A 19,657-nucleotide genomic window follows, 5' to 3' on the forward strand; every position below is an offset into this window, starting at 1 on the left:
CACGACCCGCCCAGGTCAACGCGTGCTCGGACCCCGAACGACACGTACCCGCCGTGCCGCGCCCCACCGACCCTCGGCAGCCCGCTTCGCCCCGGCGAGTACCGGTCACCTCGGCCGCCGAGCGCCTCCGCCGAACGTCGGGACCGGTCCCGACGCGGGTCGGTTGACTGGGCGTATGACCCGCCTGCCGTCACCGACGACCACCTCACCCCGACCGCGCGTACGTCGCCTCGCGCGCGGCACTCTCATCCGCGCGGCGCTGTGCACGGCCACGGCCACCCTCCTGGCCTCCTGTGGCTCCGACAGCTCCGAGGACACGCGCTCCCACGACACGAGCCGGCCCCCCTCGGCACCCACCTCCGCCCGCTCGCCCTCGACCGCCCCCACGTCCGCCAGCCCGACACCCCGGCCGACGCTGCCGCGCGCGAAGGACGGCACGAACACCGCCGCGTGCCGAGACGGCCGCTGCGAGGTCCGCGTCGCCGAGGGAGGCAGCGTGCCGGTTCCACGGCGGTCGGGCGTCGGCCAGATCGAGGTGGCGGAGGTCGGGAGACAGACGGTCGTGCTGTACGCGCCGCTGGTCCAGCCGCAGTACTCCACCGACGGCGGGTGCACGATGAGCATCGTCGGGCCCGACGCCACCTCACCCGGATCCATGCGGTTGACCTGCCCGACGGGGACGAGGGCGGGCGTCAACAAGCTGCGCCTGCACGTGGTCGGCGCCCTGGGCAAGACCGCCGTCCTCCGCTTCGAGCTGGCCTCCTCCGACGCGGCGGCCTAAAGCCCATCCACCCGGGCTGTCCCACTCCGCCGTGCGATCGCCCCGGCGTCCCACCGGGGGAGTAGGACCGCCTGGGCCGTACGAACCGCCCGACAGCCGGCACACCCGATCCGCGCTCGGCGGTGCGCCCGGCGCCGCGGGCCCACTCGCCTCGGGCGGCGCTGTTGCCGGACGGGTGGTGGGGTTCCTAACGTCACGGCATGACTGATGCCGCTTGCGAGTCCGACCGCACCGTGACCGTCGCCGTCGTCCAGGCGTCCGCCCCGCTCTTCGACACCCCGGCCGCCCTCGGCCGAGCCGAGGAACTGCTCCGTGAGGCCGCCGGACGGCGGGGTGCCGCAGTGGTCGTCTTCCCCGAGGCGTTCCTGGGCGGCTACCCCAAGGGCCTGGACTTCGGCATCGCGGTGGGCAGCCGGAGCCCGGCGGGCCGCGACCTGTTCCGCCGCTACCAGGCCGCGGCCATCGAGGTGCCCGGCCCGGAGGTCACCGCCCTGGCCGCCCTCACCCGCGAACTCGGATGCCACGCCGTGATCGGCGCCATCGAACGCCAGGGCGCCACCCTGTACTGCGTCGCCCTCTTCTTCGGCCCCGACGGCTACCTTGGCCTGCACCGCAAACTGGTCCCCACCGCCGCGGAACGCTATCTGTGGGGCCAGGGTGACGGCTCCACCCTCCCCGTCATCGACACCGGCACCGCCCGCCTCGGCGCGGCCATCTGCTGGGAGAACTACATGCCGCTCCTGCGCACCACGATGTACGCGAAAGGGGTGGACCTGTGGTGCGCGCCCACCGTCGACGACCGCGACGTCTGGCAGGCCACCATGCGCCACATCGCCGTGGAGGGCCGCTGTTTCGTCCTCAGCGCCAACCAGTACCTGCGCCGCGACGGCCTGCCGGGCGACCTCCACCCCGTCCAGGGTGACGAGCCGGACACCGTCCTGATCGGCGGCGGTTCCGTCATCGTCTCCCCGCTCGGCGAGGTGCTCGCCGGACCGCTACGCGACGGCGAGGGCATCCTCACCGCCAGGCTCGACCTGAACGACCTCGCCCGCGCCCGCTTCGACTTCGACGCCGTCGGCCACTACGCCCGCCCCGACCTGTTCACCCTGCACGTCGACGAGAGCCCGCGCACCGCCGTGAGGTTCGGCGGCTGAGGCCACCCGACACCAGGCACCACGCCGACAGCCGAACGCGCCGGGCCCCCGCGCGACCAGCCGGCCCGCCCCTCGCGGGGGCCCGGCCACCCGGAGAGGTGGCCGGACGGTGCCATGGTCGGTCGGCGCGGGGCCGGGGTGGGGGGCCGGGCGGGTCAGCCGGCGGCCAGGAGTTCGAGCGTGTCGATGACGCGGTGGGAGAACCCCCACTCGTTGTCGTACCAGGCGACGACCTTCACATGACGACCGTCCACCCGCGTGAGAGCGGAGTCGAAGATCGCCGAGGCGGGGTTGCCGGTGATGTCGGATGACACCAACGGGTCCTCCGAGTACTCCAGGACACCCTCGAGCGGGCCCTGGGCCGCGGCCCGGTAGGCGGCCAGCACGCTCTCACGCGTCACCTCGCGGGTGACGGTCGTGTTGAGCTCGACGATCGACCCCACGGGGACCGGTACGCGGATGGAGTCGCCCGCGAGCTTGCCGTCGAGCTCGGGCAGGACGAGGCCGATCGCCTTGGCGGCGCCCGTCGTGGTCGGCACGATGTTCACGCCGGCGGCGCGGGCGCGACGGGCGTCGCGGTGCGGGCCGTCCTGCAGGTTCTGCTCCTGGGTGTAGGCGTGCACGGTGGTCATGAAGCCGTGCTCGATGCCGGCCAGCTCGTGGAGCACCGAGGCCAGCGGAGCGAGCGCGTTGGTGGTGCAGGAGGCGTTGGAGACCACCGTGTGCGCGGCCGGGTCGTAGGCACCGGTGTTGACACCGTAGGCCAGGGTGACATCGGCCCCGCTGGAAGGCGCGCTCACCAGCACCTTCCGGGCACCCGCGGCGAGGTGGGCGCGCGCGGCCTCGGCCGAGGTGAAGCGGCCCGTGGACTCAAGGACGATGTCGACGTCCAGCTCGGCCCAGGGCAGGTGGGCCGGCTCGCGCTCGGCGAGCACCCTGATGCGACGGCCGTCCACGACGATGGCGTCCCCGTCGACGGTCACCGGACGCCCGAGCCGGCCCGCCGTGGTGTCGTAGGCGAGCAGCCGCGCCAGGGTGGCGGGCTCGGCCAGGTCGTTGACGGCGACGACGTCGAGGTCGCTGCCCCGTTCGAGCAGGGCACGCAGCGCGTTGCGCCCGATGCGGCCGAATCCGTTGATGGCGATACGAGTCATCACAGGTGTCCTTTCGGTTCGCCACCAGCCTCGCGCGCCTGAGCCGCTCACGGCCCTGGCACGAGCGCCACGCTTCGAAAGAATCGCGCCAGACACCCGGACGGCGGTCTATCTGCTCCGAAAGGTGCGCCGGTACTGGCTCGGGGTGGTGCCCAGGGTGTGTTGGAAGTGCAGCCGCAGGTTGGCTCCAGTGCCCAGCCCGACATCGTTGGCGATCTGCTCGATGTCGCGCTCGGAGCGTTCGAGGAGTTCGCGGGCCATGTCGACGCGGGCGCGCGTGACCCACTGCATCGGCGTGTACCCGGTGTCCTCGACGAAGCGCCGCGAGAAGGTACGCGGCGAGACCGACGCGTGCCGGGCGAGTATCTCCAGGGTGAGCGGCTGGGCGAGATGGGCGAGCACCCACTCACGGGTGGTGGCGAACCGCTCCCCGAGCGGCTCGGGCACACTCCGTGGCACGTACTGCGCCTGGCCGCCGCTGCGGTAGGGGGCCGCGACCAGCCGCCGGGCGGCGTGGTTCGACACCGCCACCCCCAGGTCACCGCGCAACATGTGCAGACACAGGTCGATGCCCGAGGCGGCCCCGGCCGACGTCAGCACGCTGCCCTCGTCGACGAACAGGACGTTCTGGTCGACCCGCACGAGCGGGTGCTTGGCCGCCAGCGCCCGGGTGTAGTGCCAGTGTGTCGTGGCCCGCCTGCCGTCGAGCAACCCCGTCGAGGCCAGCGCGAACGCCCCGGTGGAGATGGCCGCCAGCCGCGCCCCCCGACGGTGGGCCGCCAGCAGCGCGTCCACGACGGCCGGCGGCGGGTCCTCACGGTCCGGAAGCCGATAGCCGGGGATGAAGATGACGTCAGCCCACTCCAACGCCTCCAGGCCGTGGGCGAGGTGGTACGACAGCCCGTCACCCCCGGCCACCAGCCCGGGGGCCGCACCACACAGCCGCACCTCGTACGGCATGCTGGCACGCGTGGTGAACACCTGCGCGGGAATGCCGACGTCGAGCGGCTTGGCCCCCTCAAGGACCAGAACGGCGACCGGCCGCAGATCGGAAGCTGACATGGTGGTCACCCTAGGCAGTCCACCCCACGCCGGCACGCCGAGACAGGTAACCGCCGCCCGGTGACGGCCTTCCGCGGTGGCGGGGAAAGGGTGACACTCGCGCCAGGCGTCGCGACGCGTCGCCCCGTGTCAGTCGAGCACGTCGGCGTCGACGCGGGAGAAGACCACGTCCATCTCCCCGCTGATGGGACGGTCCCAGCGACGGGGCGGCTCTGGACGCCTGAGAGCCTGGGGGTAGCTCGCGGCCCGGTAGTCGTTGGTCAGGCGGTACGTGTGGAAGCCGCGCACACGCATCGCCTCCAACAGGTCCTCGACGGAGAAGCCGAGTTTCTCCATGCGAGCCGGTGTGACCTCCACCGCGAGCTCCACGTCCGGGCGCATCCGGTCGAGCGCCGGCAGAAGGCCACGGACCACCGCACCCTCGGCGCCCTCCACGTCGATCTTGATGACCCTGGCCCGAGCGATCTCATCCGCCTCCAACAACTCGGTCAGCGGATACGCCGTGGCGTCGAACGTCGACTCGGCCGGCCCGTCGTACGGCACGATGGAGTTGGCGCCCGTATTGCGCGAACTGGCCAGCACGAAGGTCAGCGTCTCCTCCCGGTCCGAGACGGCCGCGTTGACCGCGCGTATGTTCTCGATCCCGTTCACCGCGATGTGTCGCAGAACTCGCCCGTGGGAGACCGGCGACGCTTCGAGGGCGACCACGCGGCCCTCGGGACCGACGAGCCCGGAGCCGAGCAGCGAGAAGTAGCCCACATTGGCGCCCACGTCGACCAGGACGTCCCCGGGCCGCAGACGTCCTTCCATCCAACGCGTCATGTGCACTTCCCACGCGCCGAAGAGCTGGATATAGCGCTGGATCAGGTCGCGCGAGTCGCAGGCCATGAGGGCGCCGAACCGGGTCGTGACCACCCGCTGACGTGGATGGTCCCGGAGGCGTGGATTCAGGTAGTGGGCCGCGAGACGCCCCTTCAGCAGAGAGCCGGGGGCGTTACGCACATATCCACGGCCCAGGGTGGTCATGAGGTCCGACGCGCGGAGGCGAACAGAGGGAAGCATGCGGCGACGGTACGAGTCGGGCCAGCCCAGATCAAGATCCCGTGGCGTTGACGCCCTCCCGACAGGGGGCGGCTCCCGCGTGGTCCTCGGTGGCCTGTCGGCTGCCCACGGCACCCGGGAACCGGCTTTCCTCACGCCCGTGGTGCTGGATTTCCGTCGGATGGTTGGCCGTGGCGGGGGCCGCCCAGCTCCGCTGACCACCCCGTGCGATCGGGCGAACACCACCGTTCGTGCGACCCTCGGCGCTTGCTCGCGAGAGAGAGATCCCGAGACTGATGCGCGGGTCAGGACGCGGATAGCGGGCGGCTCCGGTATCCGAACCACCCTCCCGCACGCACCACATGCATGCGCCCCCCCGAGCCCCGCGAAAAAGGGACGAGGGGAGAAGTGCCACCGGGATGCGCTCCGTTCGCGGGGCGATGCGCTGAGAGCGCTCGAAGGAGACCGCCCCTGCCAGCCCGCAGGAACGGCGGCCCTCCGCGGTGGGTAGGGACAGCGGTGCTCCTCCGTGGGGCTGGCGAACGCGTCACCTCTTCCACCGTCGCCGAACGCGTCACCGACCCGCCCGGCCCAGCATGCCGACGGCCCGCCCTGACGACCCACGCCGCCCGGCTCCCCGGTCACGGGGCGACAGCACGCCGCCCCGCACCACCCTGGCCGACACCCGACCGCGACGGCCCGTGGGGCGCTCGCTCAGAGTGTCGTGCGCAGCGCGCGGGGTTCGCGGGTCAGGCCGACGTAGTCCTCGGCGAACGCGGTGGCGGCCCGGCGCGAGGTGACCAGGTGGCGCAGCCGTGCCACCCGCATGCGCCGTTCCATCGCGTCGTCGTCCGGGCGTGGGTGCAGCAGCCAGGTCATGCGGGCGGAGAAGTCCTGGGCCTGCCACACGTGGCGTAGACAGGTGGCGGTGTAGTCGTCCAGGGGCGCGCGGTTGCCCGCCGCGTACCAGGAGACCAGCGAGCGGGCCAGGATCGTCGCGTCAGCCACCGCCAGGTTCAGGCCCTTGGCCGCCGTGGGGGGCACGATGTGCACGGCGTCCCCCGCCAGGAAGAGCCGCCCGTACTGCATGGGTTCGGCCACGAAGCCACGCATGGCGGTGATGCCGCGCTGCCGGATGGGGCCCTCGTGCAGAGGTTCCCCCGAGGGACACAGCCGGGTGTGTAACTCCTCCCAGATACGCGCGTCCGACCACTGGTCGAGACCCTGGTCCGGCGGGACCTGGAGGTAGAGCCGGCTGACGGTCGGCGAGCGCATGCTGTACAGCGCGAAGCCCCGCTCGTGCGCGCCGTAGACCAGCTCCCGGGCGGCGGGTGGCGCGTCGGCCAGGATGCCCAGCCAGGCGAAGGGGTACTCGCGATCGTAAGTGCTCAACCGGCCGGCGGGTACGCTGCGGCGAGTCACCCCGTGGAACCCGTCGCAACCGGCGACGAAGTCGGCCCGCACCGCGAGCGGTTCACCGTCCACGGTGCATCGCACCTCCGCGTGGTCCCCGGTGACACGGGTGAGCGTGACCTCGTCCGCGCCGAACAGGGGCGCCGCCCCGGCGGTCACCCTGGCCTGGATCAGGTCCTTGACCACCTCCTGCTGCCCGTACATGGTCACCGTGCGACCACACAGCTCGGCCGTGCTCAGACGATGGTGCCCGCCGTCGAAGCGGAGCTCGAAACCCTCGTGCACGCGCCCCTGCCGCCGCATGCGCTCCCCGACCCCGATGTCCCGCAGGAGGTCGGCCGTGCCCTGCTCCAGCAGCCCGGCGCGGACCCGCCCCTCCACGTACGCGCGCTCGCGCCGCTCCAGGACGACCGACTCGATCCCCTCCAGGTGAAGCAGGTGTGCCAGGACGAGCCCGGCCGGGCCCGCGCCGACGATGACCACCTGGGTACGTATGCGACGCAACGTGTCCGTCTCCTTCGTCGGGCCCCGTCCACGGCGTCGTCCACCGTTCGGCGGCCGGGGCCGGGGCCTGGCCGAACCGGTGGTCGTGACGGGGACTCAGCCGGCCCGACCCGGCTGGCGGTCGGGAAAGCGGGTGTCCAGCAACCGCAGCAGCGGCGTGGCCTTCACCGCGGTCTCCTCGAACTCCGCCGCGGGGTCGGACAGCGCGACGATCGCGCCCCCGACGCCGTAGGTGAGCCGGTCGGGGCCCGCGACCACCGTGCGGATCACGACGCTCAGATCCACCGCGCCGGAGAGGGAGAAGTAGCCGACGGCCCCCGCGTACACGCCGCGCGGCCCCGCCTCCAACTCGTCGATGATGCGCATGGTGCGGATCTTGGGGGCGCCGGTCATGGAACCGCACGGAAAGGCGGCGCGCACGCAGTCGACGGCCGAGTAGCCGGCCCGCAGCCGGGCCCGGACGGTGGAGACCATCTGGTGCACGGTCGCGTACGTCTCGACGTCGAACAGCCCCGGCACGTACACCGAGCCCACCTCGGCGCACCGCCCCAGGTCGTTGCGGACCAGGTCCACGATCATCAGGTTCTCCGCCCGGTCCTTCTCGCTGGCGCGCAGTTCCGCGCGGAGCGACGCGTCCTCGCCCGGCGTCGCCCCCCGCGGCCGGGTGCCCTTGATGGGCCGGGACTCCGCCACCCGGTCGGCGGAGACGGACAGGAAGCGCTCGGGTGAGGTGCTCAGCACCGACAGGTTGTCCAGGAGCAGCAGTGCGCCGAACGGCGCCGGACTGGTGCGCCGCAGGAAGCGGTACGCCTCCCACGGGTCGAGCCGCCCGTCGGCCTGGGCGACGTTGGTCAGGCACACCTCGTAGGTCTCACCCTGGTCCATCGCCTTCTGGCAGGCGGCGATGGAACCCAGATACGCTTGCCGCCCGTGCCGCGCCCGCAGCGGGGACAGCCGCTGGGCGCCGGCGGCCGGCTCGGGCGCCCGGCCTGTCAGCCGGTCGAGCGTCGCACGGATGTGTTCGAGCCAGGAACGGGCCGCGCGCTCGTCGTGGCCCTCGACGAGCGCCAACAGGTAGGTGGTGCCAGTGAGATGGTCGAGGACCACCGCACGGTCGGCGTAGATCAGGAACGCGTCGGGATCGGGGGAGCGGTGGGCGCGCTGCCCGCCGCACTCGGCCTTCAGCTCGTAGCCCAGATAGCCGACCCAGCCCAGCGTGAAGTCGAAAGGTGTCTCAGGTATCGCGGCGGGGTGGGCCGCCAGGTCGCGATCCAGCCAGTCCAGGAAGCCGCTGGTGATCACCTCGGTGCCGGACGGCGACTCGACCGTGACCGTCCCCTCCCACACGTCGCCCCGGGCCACCCTGGCCAGTGGCCCCGTGGCGTCGCCCAGGAACGAGAACCGACCGGTCCCCGGCCCGCTCGCGCTGCTGTCCAGCCAGAACGCGTACCGCGAGGAACGGAAGAGGTGATCGAAGACCACCTCGTCAGCGACCCGGGTGGGAAACGACTCCACCAGCACCCGCCGTGGCCCGCCACCGGGCCGCCGGCCGTCCCCGCCCGCCGCCGACCCGGCTGGCCCGCGCGACCCCGCGTGCCGCGCCTCCGGCCCGTGCGGTACGGACGGGCCCGCCTTCGAGGCGCCGGGCGCGGCGGTGACCGGCGCGTCGGCGCTGGGGGCGAGTGGGCGGGGCGCGGGCGGGGAAGTGGCGCCCCGCCGCGAGGTGTGGGGGCGCGAACGGTCCGCCGTGCGATGCCACTCGATCGTCAAGTGCCGGAAGTTGCGCAGGAGTTGATGACCATGCTCCGTGGAGACGGATTCGGGGTGGTACTGCACCCCCCACTGGGGCCGGTGCCGGTGACGCACCCCCATCAGGACCCCGTCCGCCGACCAGGCGGTCGCCTCCAGCTCGGCGGGCAGTTCCCCGACCGCCAGGGAGTGGTAGCGCACGGCGTCGAACGGCGAGGGTATCCCCGCGTACAGGTCCCCTCCCGTGTGCCGTACCGGGGAGACCCGGCCGTGCCGCACCTCGGGCGCGTATCCGACGCGCGCTCCGGCGACCTCGCAAATCCCCTGATGGCCCAGGCAGACGCCGAGTAGCGGCAGCTCACCCTTTTCTATGAGGGGGCGACACATGCCGAAGTCCTCGGTCCGTTCGCAACTTCCTGGTCCGGGGGAAATCACGACATTGTCGAATGCCAACAGTTCGTCGGCGGAGGGACAGCGGTCGTCATTACGCAGCACCACCGGGTCGGCACCGTTCACCTCCGCCAGATAGTGAAAGAGGTTGTAGGTGAATGAGTCGTAGTTATCGACGAGTAACGTCCGTATGACACCGGAATTCACCAGCAGACTCCTGTTTCCCCCGTTGTGACCGCCACCGCGCACCGTCGCGCGTCCGTAGGGCCGGGCGGGCGCGTAGCTGACAGGGCCGCCCGTCGCGTGCCCGTTGTCGTGAAGCGGCGGTCGTCGTGCGGTACGCGTGCGAGGCGGGGGGTTTCCACGGCGCCCCGGGCCGGAGACGGACACCGGTACCGCCGTACGGCGGCATACCGCGCACCGCGCGTGCACTCCACCCAGGCACGGTCGATCCCGGGCCTCCGACGCGCGAAAGCGCTTGGCCGGCGAGGCGACCGGGCCCGGTGACCGCGACCCGCGCTCCTCGCCGTGAGCCCCCCGTGGCCGATGCTAGGGAAGTCGGGAAGCCGGGCCTCACGTCACCCTAAGCAGCGGCCAATCACAGGATCTGCCGGCCTCGATGACATGTCAAGATGCTTTGGGTATAGGTAGTGACGCGGATGGCAATTTCTCGCGATCATTACCCGCGACCGCACGAAAAAAGCCCGTCTTGACGCGGCATACGCGCACCTGCTGTGCTGGAAGTCGCCGCCGTGCCCGTCGGGTTCGCCCAGCGCGGCAAGGCAATCGGGAACCGAAAAAGCTTTACCTGTTCCGCTCCGCAGAAAAGGCCGAAAGGCGATCATCGGTGCGCCGGTCAGCACTGCCGGGCACACCACGAGGTGACGGGGGACGGCGCCGTTGACGCAGATCGGAATCAACTTCTTCCCTGACGTGGATCACCGCACCAAGGCCGCGGACCAGTACTTCGCCGAGTGTCTGGATATCGTCGAACTGGCCGACCGGCTCGGCTACCATCACGTACGCATCGTGGAACACTACTTCCACCAGTACGGTGGCTACTCGCCCAACCCCATGATGTTCCTGGCCGCGGCGGCAGCCAGAAGCCGACGGCTGCGACTCATCACCGGCGCGGTCCTCCCGGCGTTCAACCACCCGCTCAAACTGGCCGGTGAGATCGGCATGCTGGACGCCATCTCCGGCGGCCGACTGGAGGTCGGCTTCGCCAGGGCCTTCCTGCCCCACGAGTTCCTCCGCTTCGACGTGGCCATGGACACCAGCCGGGCCCGCTTCGACGAAGGCGTGCACACCGTCCGCAAGCTGCTCACCGAAGAAGAGGTCACCCACCAGGGCCGCTTCCACTCCTTCCCGGCCACCACCTCACTGCCCCGACCCACCCAACGCCCCCACCCCCCGATGTGGATCGCCGCCCTCTCCAGCGAGCAGAGCTTCCGCCGCGCGGGCGAGCTGGGGTGCGGCATCATGGCCAACCCCCTCGCCGCCGAAGCCATGCGCCACAACCTCGGCGTCTACCGCGAGGCATGGCAGACAGCCGGCCACCCGGGACGCGGCCGGGTCATGCTCGCCTTCCACATGTACTGCGCGCCCGACACGAAGACAGCCCAGGACCAGGCCGAGGGGCCGATCAACTCCTACCTGCACAGCCTGGTGGACGCCGCGTCCGACTGGACGGGCGGCGCCGCGAGCGCCGACTACCCCGGCTACCAGCAGATGATCGCCAGCCTCGCCAAGGACGACTTCCGCAGCGTGCTCGCCCGCTCGGCCGCGCTGGTCGGAAACCCCACCGACATCCTGGAACGGCTACGCGAGGTCCAGGAACTCAGCGGGGGCTTCGAGGTCGCCAGCCTCCAAGCCAACTTCTCCACCCTCGACCCACGGCTGGCCCGCGCGTCCGTCACCCTCTTCGGTGAGAAGGTGCTGCCCAGGCTGCGCGCCCCCCACCCCGACAGCCCCGCCTGAGAAGAGCACCACATGGACCAGCCCAGCCACGCGGTGGGTGACTACCACGGCTCACTCCAGCGCAGCCACGACAGCCGCACGCGCGCCGACCGGCCGGCCGAGTTCCACCTCGCCGGCCGCCAGTGGACCCTGCTGGGCGAGGTGTTCGCACCGGTGTACTCACCCTCGTCACAGACCTTCCTCGACCTCCTGGACTTCCCGGTCGGCGGCACGGTCCTGGAGATCGGAAGCGGCGCCGGCGTCATCGCGGTCAGCGCCGCACTCGCGGGCTGCGCCCAGGTCGTCGCCACCGACATCAGCCCCGAAGCCGTCCGCAACACACGACTCAACGCAGCCCGCCACGGGGTCGCCGACCGGGTGCGCTGCCAGGTCAGCGACATGTTCGCGGCACTCGACCCCCACGAGCACTTCGACCTGGTCTTCTGGCACTCCAACTTCGTCCACGCACCCGAGACCCTGGACCACCTCGACTACCACGACCTGGCCTACGTCGACCCCGGCTACCGGGCACACCGCGCTTACCTCGCCGAAGCCCCCCACCGCCTCCGCCCGGGCGGCGACGCCCTGCTCGGCTTCAGCAGCCGAGGCGACATGGACCTGCTGCGCCGGCTGGCCGCCGAGACCGGCGTCGAGCTGGCCCACCTCGCGCGCCGGCCCGTCCCCGAGACGACCCATGTCGTGGACTACCAACTGCTCAGACTGACCCAGGGCCCACACCCCGAGCAGGGAGAAGACACCGCGTGATCCACCCCGGCCACGGACGCCGCCCAGCCGGCTCCGCGGCACTGACCGTGACCGTCCTGCTCGCCGGCGAGTTCCTGGCCATCTTCGACATCTCCGTGGTCAACGTGCTGCTACCCACCATCCAGCACGACCTGGACGCCGGCGACGCCGAGTCCTACCTGGTGGTGGCGTGCTACGCGATGACCTACGCGAGCCTGCTGGTGACCGGCGGTCGGCTCGGCGAACGACACGGCATCCGCGTCGTCTTCCTCACCGGCGTCGCCCTCTTCGGCCTCGCCTCCGCCGCCTGTGCCCTCGCACCCACCCTGCCCGTGCTGGCGGGAGCACGCGCGGCCCAGGGCGTCGGCGCGGCACTCCTGTTCCCCCAGGTCCTGGCCGGCATCCAGCAGGTGCTGCCGGCCCAACGGCGCGGCCCGGCACTCGGCGCGTTCGGCGCCGTCCTGGGCGCCGGCTCCACCCTCGGTCAGCTCGGCGGTGGCGTCCTGGCCGAACTCGACATCGCCGCCACCGGATGGCGCTCGGCCTTCTGGGTCAACGTGCCGCTCTGCCTGGCCATCGTGGCGGCGGGAGCCACACTGCTGCCCGGCGAGCGGACCAGCACCCGACGCCTGGACCTGCCCGGCGCCCTGCTGCTCGCGGTGACGATGGCCGCCGTGACCCTGCCCTGGTCGATGCCGGGCACCACGAACAACCCGCGCCACGCGGTGCCCGCACTCGCGATCCTGGCCGGCGCGGGCACGGCCTTCGTGTGGTGGGAACGACGCCTGACCCACCGTGGCGGGTCACCCCTGCTCCATACCGACCTCTTCCGGCACTGGACCTTCGGCGCCGGCCTGGCACTGTGCCTGCTGTTCTTCTGCACCCAGGTCCCCTTCTACGTCGTCCTCGCGCGAACAGCCCAGGACGGCGCCGGGCTCTCCCCCCTGTCGTCAGCCATGCTCTACGCCGGGCTCGGCGTGGCCTTCCTCGCCGCCTCCGTCCTGGCGGGCCGACTCGACGCCCGCCACATGGTGTGGCTCACCACCTGCGGCCCGGTCCTCACCGCGCTCAGCTACCTGGGCCTGTCCCGCCTGACCGCGCACCAACTCCACCCCGCCGAGCCCTCGGTAACCCTCCTGCTCATCCTCAACGGCCTGGGCGCGGGGCTTGTGGCACCCACTCTCATCCGCTTCGTCCTGACCGGCGTCCCCACCCCACTCGCCGGCGTGGCATCCGGACTGCTGGCCACCGCGCAGCAGACCGCCAACTCCATCGGAGTGGTCACCGCCGGCGCCGTCTTCCACGCCGGCGGCCACGGCCCCCGCACACTCACCGGCTTCCACGCCACCCTGCTCTACTTCACCGCGCTCGCCGCGGCGACCGCGGCCCTGGCCGCGACCGTCGCCCGTGGACACGCGACACACCGACAGGCACCCGAACCCGACCCAGCACACCCGTAGCACAGACCACGCCCCGGGCAACCGCGTACACCAGGCGAAGCCACGGCAGAGAGCCGCCGGTCAGGCCACGGGAACCCGCCCCCTGACATGCTGGACGACATGGCGACACTCGACGGATCACCCGCCTCCACGGACGACCTGCTTCCCCTGGCCCTGACCAACTTCGGCCACTTCACGACCATGCGCGTCGAAGCCGACGGCAGCGTACGGGGCCTTCGACTGCACCTGGACCGCCTGGCCCGAGACTGCGCGACCGTGTTCGGCACGGACCTCGACACCGGGTACGTACGCGACCTGATCCGCGATGCCGTCAGCCCACAGCGAGGACCGTGCGTCGTACGCACCACGCTCCACGACCCCACGATCAACATGAACAACCCCGCCGCCGCCACCACCCCACGCCCCCTGATCTCCGTACGCCCCGCCGCCGCCCCGCCATCGGCCCCGCTGCGCGCGCTGAGCCTGACCTACGAACGCGACCTGCCCGAGGTCAAACACGTCGGCCTCTTCGGCACCCTGTGGGCACGCCGGACCGCACAACACGCGGGCTACGACGACGCGTTGTTCGTCGGCCGCGACGGGCTGGTCAGCGAGGGCGGAACATGGAACGTCGGCTTCGTCGACGACCAGGACACCGTGGTGTGGCCACAGGCCCCCGTACTCCCCGGCATCACCATGACACTGCTCCAGCGGCGCATCGCACACCGCGTCGCCCCCCTGACTCTGGCCGAGGCCACCACCATGAGCGCGGCCTTCGCGACGAACGTCAGCATCGGTGTCCGCCCCCTGGCCACCCTGGACACCACCGGCTTCGCCCCCGACCACCCCGTCCTGAAGCAACTCCAGGCGGCGTACCAGTCGATCCCCGGCGAACCGCTGTAGGCACGGCCGGCGGTACACAGCCCGCCGTGGCAACCCGTAGACCAACCTGCCGCGCACGAGTGTGACCCACGAGCCCCTGGGGCACCGCCGCGCGGGTCACCGACCATCGGGTGCCCACGACCTGACGAGCGAGTACGGCGACAGAGCCAGGACCCGCCGACCACGGGGCCCGCTCACGCGCGGCACCCGCTCCCTCCGGCACCGGTGACCCATGGCCAGGTGGGCGCGCGATCAGGAACAGGACCGCAGAGAACCGGGGACCTCCTCCGCGCGCACCGCGCAGGCCACCCCCGCGCGATCCTGGTTCGCCCAGCCCGCGTCGCGAACAGGGCCCCCGGACCACCCGAGGGTGGCGAGTGCGTCTGGAGTCAGATCACTGTGCCCGGGGTCGGATGCGGTAGGCCGTCGCGACGCCGGTGACGGCCAGAGCCGCCGTCAGGGCGAAGGTCACGGCCAGCGCGGTGGACGTGGTCCCACCGTGGGCGTGGGCCAGGGCGATGGCCGCACCGCCGACACCGCTGAGCCCGGCGGTCGCCAGCGTCTGGGCCAACTGCATCGACCCGCTGGCCTCACCCTGCCGAACGGCGGGCGCCTGCTCCATCGCATCGGTCGTGGCGGCATTGAACGCCACACCCATCCCCGCGCCACCGATCGCCCAGCCGACCACCGCCACCAGCGGCGGCACCGCGTCGACCAGGATGCCGGCGGCGATCACCGCGATGCCCACGGCCAGCACCGCGAAGCCGACCGAGATCGGCACCGCCCGCGACCGGCCGCTCCAGCGGCTGTCCGCGCGCCCCTGCCAGGCCGCGCCGACCACCCAGGTGATCGCCCCGGCCGACAGCCCCAACCCCGCCTCGGTCGCGCTCAGCCCGCGCAGCCGGGTCAGGCCCAGCGGCAGGAACGCCTCGCTCCCGAAGTAGGCGCCACACAGCAGGAAGCGCAGCACGACACCGGTGGGTACACCACGCCGTACGGTGAGCGTGCCGGCCGGCATGACCGACCGCAGCCCGACCACCGCGCCCACCGCACCGACCAGCACGAGCGGTACGAGCAGCGCCGGATCGGTGCGCTCCAGACCCACGAGCAGCACGGCCGTGCTCGCGCTGACCAGAACGCCGAGCGCCACGGGCCCGCGCCACCACGGGACACGGGCCCCGTCGGCGACCGGCACGGGCGACGTACGGCTGAAGCGTGCCAACGGAGGCACAGCCATCATCCAGGCGACCACGATCAGCGGCAGCAGCAGCACGAACACCCCACGCCAGTGCACGTGCTCGGCCACAAGGGCGGCGATGGCCGGACCGACCAGCGAGGGAACCGTCCACCCACCGGAGACCAGCGCGAACATGCGGGCCCGCAGCCGTTCGGGATACACCAGGGAGATCGCCGTGTACGCCAGCGCCATCACGGCCCCGACCCCCAGTCCCTGGACGAAGCGCCCGACCAGGAAGACGGGCCAGTTCGTCGCGGCGCCCGTCAGCGCGCAGCCGACGGCGAAGACGACCAGCCCGGTGCCCAGCGGCCGGGCCGGGCCACGACGGTCCGCCGCGCGTCCCGCCGCGACCGTCCCGATCAGGTTCGCGAGCATCAGTGTCGAGAGCCCCCACCCGTAGGCGTTGAGTCCGCCGAGCTTGCCCGCTATCTCGGGGAGCACGGTCGCCACGCCCATCGACTCGAACGCCACCAGACTGACCGAGAGCACGATTCCCCAGGTCATGGCCGTGTACGGAGCCTGGAAGATGCTCCCTGCGGTGGGTGGGGGAGGGGTGGGCGGCTCGGCCGCGACCACCCGGTCGGAGCGGTGGGCCGTCGTCGACTCGGTGGCGGTGGGCGATGGCGGGTCCAGCTCGTTCGGGGACGGCTCGGTCCTTCGGTCGCGGGCGGCTGCGCCGTCCGTCAGGTCGTGCTGCGGCATGCCGGGCCTCTATTTCGTTACGTTCCGGATCGCAATGAAATGCATGCTACCTATACTGGGCGACATGGCAAACCCCGGTAGCACTTCGCCCTCGACCGGGCCTCGCGCCGGCCGACCGCGCGACGCCCGCCTGGACGCGTCGATCCTGGAGGCGACGAGGGAACTGCTGGAGGAGGTCGGCTACCAGGGGCTGACCCTGGAAGCCGTCGCGGCGCGGGCCGGCACCACCAAGCCCGCCATCCGGCGGCGTTGGGCCTCGCGACAACTCCTCGTCATCACGGCCCTGGCGGAGATCATGGGCACCGCGCCGACCCCCGACACGGGCTGCACCCACTGCGACCTGATCAAGGGCATGGAAACGATCAGCCAGGCGTTCGGAGGCACCTTCGGTCGTCGAACGCTGCCCGCGCTCGTCGCCGACCTGGCCGATGACCCGGCGCTGGACCAGGTCTTCGCCGAAACAATCTTCCATCCCCGGCGCGTTACCACCGAGTTGGCCCTGCGACGCGGCATCGAGCGCGGCGACATCCGGGCCGACGCCGACATCGACCTGTTGCTCGACCTTCTCGCGGCTGCCACCTACCACCGCGTCCTCTTCGGCCATCGGCCGGTCACCGACCAACTGGCGCACGACGTGGTCATGACCGTCCTGGACGGCGCGGCAACCCCAAGCTGGCGCGACCACTACCGCCAGCGCCACCACGCGTAGCGTCCGGAGCGCGCTCAGCTCGGAAGCCCGCCGGCTCGCGTCCCCGCCGGCTGGGTCGCACTCACAGCACCCCGTCGACCACACACCGCACTCGTCGCCTCCCACACCTGGCGTGCCCGATGCGTCAGATGCGCGACCCACTCGGTGATCGGGCCACGGCTGAGGCTGCCCTACCTCGCGCGGCCGAGACGCGAACACCGTCGTCGCACCCCGTGCGGGCGGGTGCACTCCGCCCGGCGGATACACCGGAAAGCACGTACGTCGCCTGTGCGCCGACCGAACCGCCCGGAGGGGCGAGGTCCGGCTGTCAGGGTCCCGCTTCGGAGGCGCCCCGGCTGTGGCCGATCTGTGCGATGGCCGGGGCGGCGCCATGCCGGGCCGGCCGCGGATGCCCACGGGTGGGGGCTTGGCGCTGAGCGCGGGGCCTGGCGGGAGCTTCGTCCATCCCGACGGCCGCCGAGGGCGCGGCTCGTGAGGCCCAAGGCGCTGAGGAAGTGGTTGTCGCGCTCCTCCGACGCGGGTTGCTTCAGCGCGGTGCGGGCTGGGTGCGGCGTGCGTAGGCCCGGGCCGCTCGGGCACGGTCGCCGCAGCGGGTGGAGCACCAGTGGCGGCGGCCATGACGGAGCAGATAGCGGGTGCACGGGGGAGAGCCGCAGGCCGTGAGACGTTCGGCCGCAGCGCCGGTGAGGAGGTCGGCGGCGTCGGCGGCGAGGGTCGCCAGGGCGTGTTCGACGACCTGAGTGGTGGGATGAGCACCCGCTCGGTGCAGGCCACGATCTGCGTCCCAGTACAACAAGGTGGCCGCGGGAGCTCGGGTCAGGGCCTCGTTGATGGCGTGGAGGGCGCTGACGGGCGCGGGATGTCCCCCGAGCTTCGAGGCGATCAGCGCCCGGATCTGCTCGCGCAGGGTCCGCAGTTGGGCCGCGCACATCTCCTGCAACCCCGGGTCGTCCGGGGCGAGACCGCGCTCGGTCAGCCACTGGCCGGCGGTGGCCGGCGTGCCGATCAGATCGAGGAAGTGACCGCCTGGCAGAGCGATAGCGCTGTTGGCGAAGTCGAGGGAGGGGTACTGCTCCGCGCCTGGCGCGGAGGGTGGGGCGAGTGCGGCGGCCACGGGCTCCGTCATGGGCCTCATGGTACGGCTTGCTGGTATCCGTGAGGAGCCGCTACGGTCATCACGGATAGACTCCTTCTCATCCGTGAGGTTTTCTTTCATGTCTGTTGACAGCACGCCCGACGAGCAGATCACCGTCCGCGTCTTAGGCGGCCCGACCGCCCTCTTCGAGTACGGCGGACTGCGCTTCCTGACCGACCCCACCTTCGACCCGCCCGGCGACTACGCCGTGCCCGGCGGCCCGGGCCTGACGAAAACCGCCCCGTCCGCAGCCGACCCCACCGAGCTTGGCCGCATCGACGTGGTGCTCCTCTCGCACGACGAACACCCCGACAACCTCGACATCTCCGGCCGGGAACTCCTCGCCGACGTGCCGCTCACCCTCACCACCCCCGGCGGCGGGCAGCGCCTCGGGAGCGGAGCCAAGGGGCTCGCAGACTGGGAATCCATCGAGCTAGACCGCCCCGACGGCGGCACGGTGACCGTGACAGGCGTGCCCGCCATCCACGGCCCCGAGCCACGCGAGGACGTCGAGCCGATCCTCGGCCAGGTCGTCGGATTCGTACTGACCTCCACAGACCTGCCCACGGTCTACGTCAGCGGCGACAACGCCTCGCTAGATGCCGTCAGTCAGATCGCGGAGCGCTTCGGCCCCGTCGACACCGCCGTGCTCTTCGCCGGAGCTCCACGCTTCGACGGCCTCTTCGACGGCGCGCCGATCGTTCTCGACAGCGCGCAGGCCGCAGAGGCAACCAAGGCACTCGAAGCCCGCCGAGTCGTTCCCGTGCACTGCGACAGCTGGGCCCACTTCACCGAGGGCCGCGACGACCTCGTGACAGCCTTCAACCAAGCAGGCTTGGCCGACCGCCTCCACCTCAACTGACCCCACCCCAGCGCGCCCCCCGACTGCCAGAAACCCCATGTGACCCCCACGAAATCAAGGGGTCTGTCACCCGAATATCTGGGTGGCAGACCCCACAGCGGGCGCGACCGACGGAATCGGGCACGGGTCGCGGGCGAACGCCACGCACGGCGCGCGGTTGACATACTCGCCGATGTCACGGTGGACAGCCGTCCAGTTAAACTCCTCCGCCTTAGGAGCTGTTCGGGGCTTGGATCGCGCGTGTGGCGTATCAAGCGTGCACCACTCGCGTGCGCTGTTGTACGGGCCCAAGAGCGCCTTGACGAGATGCGGCCGCAGGACAGACGCTGCCCAGTTGCTCGAGCCGCACTTGCCTTGCTCGACGACCTCACAGCCCTGGGCCAACCCCAGAGCCCCCCGACTGAAACCAAGAGCGGCTCAAGAGTTGTCGAGTTTACAACTGATGACCCGTCAACTTTAGCTGATGCTCCATCAAGCTCCTTTATTCAGCGAGTAGTTGTTGCTATTCATGTCGGCGAGCGCGGGCCTAGTGTTGGTCTTCTGGCAGCCGTCCTAGCCAACTAGCTTGCGTACTGTGGGTGAGACACAAGTAGGGAAGGGGGCAGATCGCGGAGCGATCAGCCTCCTTCCCTACGAACCAACCCGGATCCGCGGAGCGGATCATCGGCCACGGAGTGGCCGCCCGTCTTCGCGGAGCGGAGACGGGTACCGACGCGTAGCGTCGGCGCGTCGTTCCTGCG

Annotated in this window: 15 protein-coding genes; 8 read left to right on the forward strand and 7 right to left on the reverse strand. The window is 71.6% G+C overall.

What is annotated here, in order from left to right:
- Window positions 1–175: 175 nt before the first annotated feature.
- Together ACFVFR_RS18100 and ACFVFR_RS18105 are read left to right on the forward strand one after the other, a co-directional pair.
- The gene (locus ACFVFR_RS18100; RefSeq protein ID WP_383702639.1) at window positions 176–781 is read left to right on the forward strand and encodes a hypothetical protein; all 606 of its coding nucleotides are present in this window, start codon (window positions 176–178) and stop codon (window positions 779–781) included.
- A 200-nt stretch (window positions 782–981) separates the two neighbouring features.
- Window positions 982–1,935 carry a nitrilase-related carbon-nitrogen hydrolase gene (locus tag ACFVFR_RS18105; RefSeq protein WP_383702641.1) on the forward strand — a complete coding sequence of 318 codons (954 nt, stop codon included), beginning with the start codon at window positions 982–984 and terminating at the stop codon, window positions 1,933–1,935.
- Window positions 1,936–2,090: 155 nt separating this feature from the next.
- On the opposite strand, the gene gap is transcribed toward ACFVFR_RS18105, so the two are convergent.
- The 5 genes from gap to pabB form a co-directional block, all read right to left on the reverse strand.
- On the reverse strand, window positions 2,091–3,089 hold the full coding sequence (gene gap, locus ACFVFR_RS18110) for a type I glyceraldehyde-3-phosphate dehydrogenase (RefSeq protein ID WP_383702643.1): 999 nt from the start codon (window positions 3,087–3,089) through the stop codon (window positions 2,091–2,093).
- A 108-nt stretch (window positions 3,090–3,197) separates the two neighbouring features.
- Window positions 3,198–4,151, reverse strand: coding sequence for a GlxA family transcriptional regulator (locus ACFVFR_RS18115; RefSeq protein ID WP_383702645.1), 954 nt, complete (start codon window positions 4,149–4,151; stop codon window positions 3,198–3,200).
- Window positions 4,152–4,280: 129 nt separating this feature from the next.
- Window positions 4,281–5,213: an FkbM family methyltransferase gene (locus ACFVFR_RS18120; RefSeq protein WP_383702646.1), complete on the reverse strand. Its 933-nt coding sequence runs from the start codon at window positions 5,211–5,213 to the stop codon at window positions 4,281–4,283.
- Between the two features lie 693 nt (window positions 5,214–5,906).
- Complete coding sequence (locus ACFVFR_RS18125) at window positions 5,907–7,100, reverse strand: 4-hydroxybenzoate 3-monooxygenase (protein ID WP_383702677.1); 1,194 nt, start codon at window positions 7,098–7,100, stop codon at window positions 5,907–5,909.
- A 105-nt stretch (window positions 7,101–7,205) separates the two neighbouring features.
- Window positions 7,206–9,440, reverse strand: a complete 2,235-nt coding sequence (gene pabB / locus ACFVFR_RS18130; protein WP_383702679.1) for an aminodeoxychorismate synthase component I — start codon at window positions 9,438–9,440, stop codon at window positions 7,206–7,208.
- 708 nt (window positions 9,441–10,148) lie between these two features.
- Between pabB and ACFVFR_RS18135 the strand changes: the two genes are divergently transcribed.
- The 4 genes from ACFVFR_RS18135 (at window position 10,149) to ACFVFR_RS18150 (ending at window position 14,293) form a co-directional block, all read left to right on the forward strand.
- Window positions 10,149–11,228, forward strand: coding sequence for an LLM class flavin-dependent oxidoreductase (locus ACFVFR_RS18135; protein WP_383702648.1), 1,080 nt, complete (start codon window positions 10,149–10,151; stop codon window positions 11,226–11,228).
- 12 nt (window positions 11,229–11,240) lie between these two features.
- Entirely contained in the window at window positions 11,241–11,972 is a 732-nt protein-coding gene (locus ACFVFR_RS18140) for a methyltransferase domain-containing protein (RefSeq protein ID WP_383702650.1), read from the forward strand.
- Window positions 11,969–13,411, forward strand: coding sequence for an MFS transporter (locus ACFVFR_RS18145; protein WP_383702652.1), 1,443 nt, complete (start codon window positions 11,969–11,971; stop codon window positions 13,409–13,411). Before ACFVFR_RS18140 ends, ACFVFR_RS18145 begins: the two co-directional genes overlap by 4 nt.
- 99 nt (window positions 13,412–13,510) lie before the next feature.
- Window positions 13,511–14,293 carry an aminotransferase class IV family protein gene (locus tag ACFVFR_RS18150; protein WP_383702654.1) on the forward strand — a complete coding sequence of 261 codons (783 nt, stop codon included), beginning with the start codon at window positions 13,511–13,513 and terminating at the stop codon, window positions 14,291–14,293.
- 373 nt (window positions 14,294–14,666) lie between these two features.
- Here the strand turns inward: ACFVFR_RS18150 and ACFVFR_RS18155 are convergent, their stop codons facing one another.
- On the reverse strand, window positions 14,667–16,211 hold the full coding sequence (locus ACFVFR_RS18155) for an MFS transporter (RefSeq protein WP_383702656.1): 1,545 nt from the start codon (window positions 16,209–16,211) through the stop codon (window positions 14,667–14,669).
- A gap of 64 nt (window positions 16,212–16,275) precedes the next feature.
- Here ACFVFR_RS18155 and ACFVFR_RS18160 point away from each other — a divergent pair, with 64 nt between their 5' ends.
- A complete protein-coding gene (locus ACFVFR_RS18160; RefSeq protein ID WP_383702658.1) occupies window positions 16,276–16,920 on the forward strand; it encodes a TetR/AcrR family transcriptional regulator in 645 nt (214 codons plus the stop codon).
- Window positions 16,921–17,446: 526 nt separating this feature from the next.
- Here ACFVFR_RS18160 and ACFVFR_RS18165 read toward each other — a convergent pair.
- Window positions 17,447–18,055, reverse strand: a complete 609-nt coding sequence (locus tag ACFVFR_RS18165) for a CGNR zinc finger domain-containing protein (protein WP_383702661.1) — start codon at window positions 18,053–18,055, stop codon at window positions 17,447–17,449.
- A 79-nt stretch (window positions 18,056–18,134) separates the two neighbouring features.
- Here ACFVFR_RS18165 and ACFVFR_RS18170 point away from each other — a divergent pair, with 79 nt between their 5' ends.
- Entirely contained in the window at window positions 18,135–18,917 is a 783-nt protein-coding gene (locus tag ACFVFR_RS18170) for an MBL fold metallo-hydrolase (RefSeq protein ID WP_383702663.1), read from the forward strand.
- Window positions 18,918–19,657: the final 740 nt, after the last annotated feature.

Source organism: Streptomyces sp. NPDC057702 (assembly GCF_042799315.1).
Classification (GTDB): domain Bacteria; phylum Actinomycetota; class Actinomycetes; order Streptomycetales; family Streptomycetaceae; genus Streptomyces.

Bases quoted from the DNA above. Each gene is read 5' to 3' on its own strand.
- ACFVFR_RS18100 (WP_383702639.1), top strand. From the start codon at position 176: ATGACCCGCCTGCCGTCACCGACGACCACCTCACCCCGACCGCGCGTA.
- gap (WP_383702643.1), bottom strand. From the start codon at position 3,089: ATGACTCGTATCGCCATCAACGGATTCGGCCGCATCGGGCGCAACGCG.
- ACFVFR_RS18170 (WP_383702663.1), top strand. From the start codon at position 18,135: ATGTCTGTTGACAGCACGCCCGACGAGCAGATCACCGTCCGCGTCTTA.
- ACFVFR_RS18140 (WP_383702650.1), top strand. From the start codon at position 11,241: ATGGACCAGCCCAGCCACGCGGTGGGTGACTACCACGGCTCACTCCAG.
- ACFVFR_RS18165 (WP_383702661.1), bottom strand. From the start codon at position 18,055: ATGAGGCCCATGACGGAGCCCGTGGCCGCCGCACTCGCCCCACCCTCC.
- ACFVFR_RS18105 (WP_383702641.1), top strand. From the start codon at position 982: ATGACTGATGCCGCTTGCGAGTCCGACCGCACCGTGACCGTCGCCGTC.
- ACFVFR_RS18115 (WP_383702645.1), bottom strand. From the start codon at position 4,151: ATGTCAGCTTCCGATCTGCGGCCGGTCGCCGTTCTGGTCCTTGAGGGG.
- ACFVFR_RS18155 (WP_383702656.1), bottom strand. From the start codon at position 16,211: ATGCCGCAGCACGACCTGACGGACGGCGCAGCCGCCCGCGACCGAAGG.
- ACFVFR_RS18150 (WP_383702654.1), top strand. From the start codon at position 13,511: ATGGCGACACTCGACGGATCACCCGCCTCCACGGACGACCTGCTTCCC.
- ACFVFR_RS18160 (WP_383702658.1), top strand. From the start codon at position 16,276: ATGGCAAACCCCGGTAGCACTTCGCCCTCGACCGGGCCTCGCGCCGGC.
- ACFVFR_RS18120 (WP_383702646.1), bottom strand. From the start codon at position 5,213: ATGCTTCCCTCTGTTCGCCTCCGCGCGTCGGACCTCATGACCACCCTG.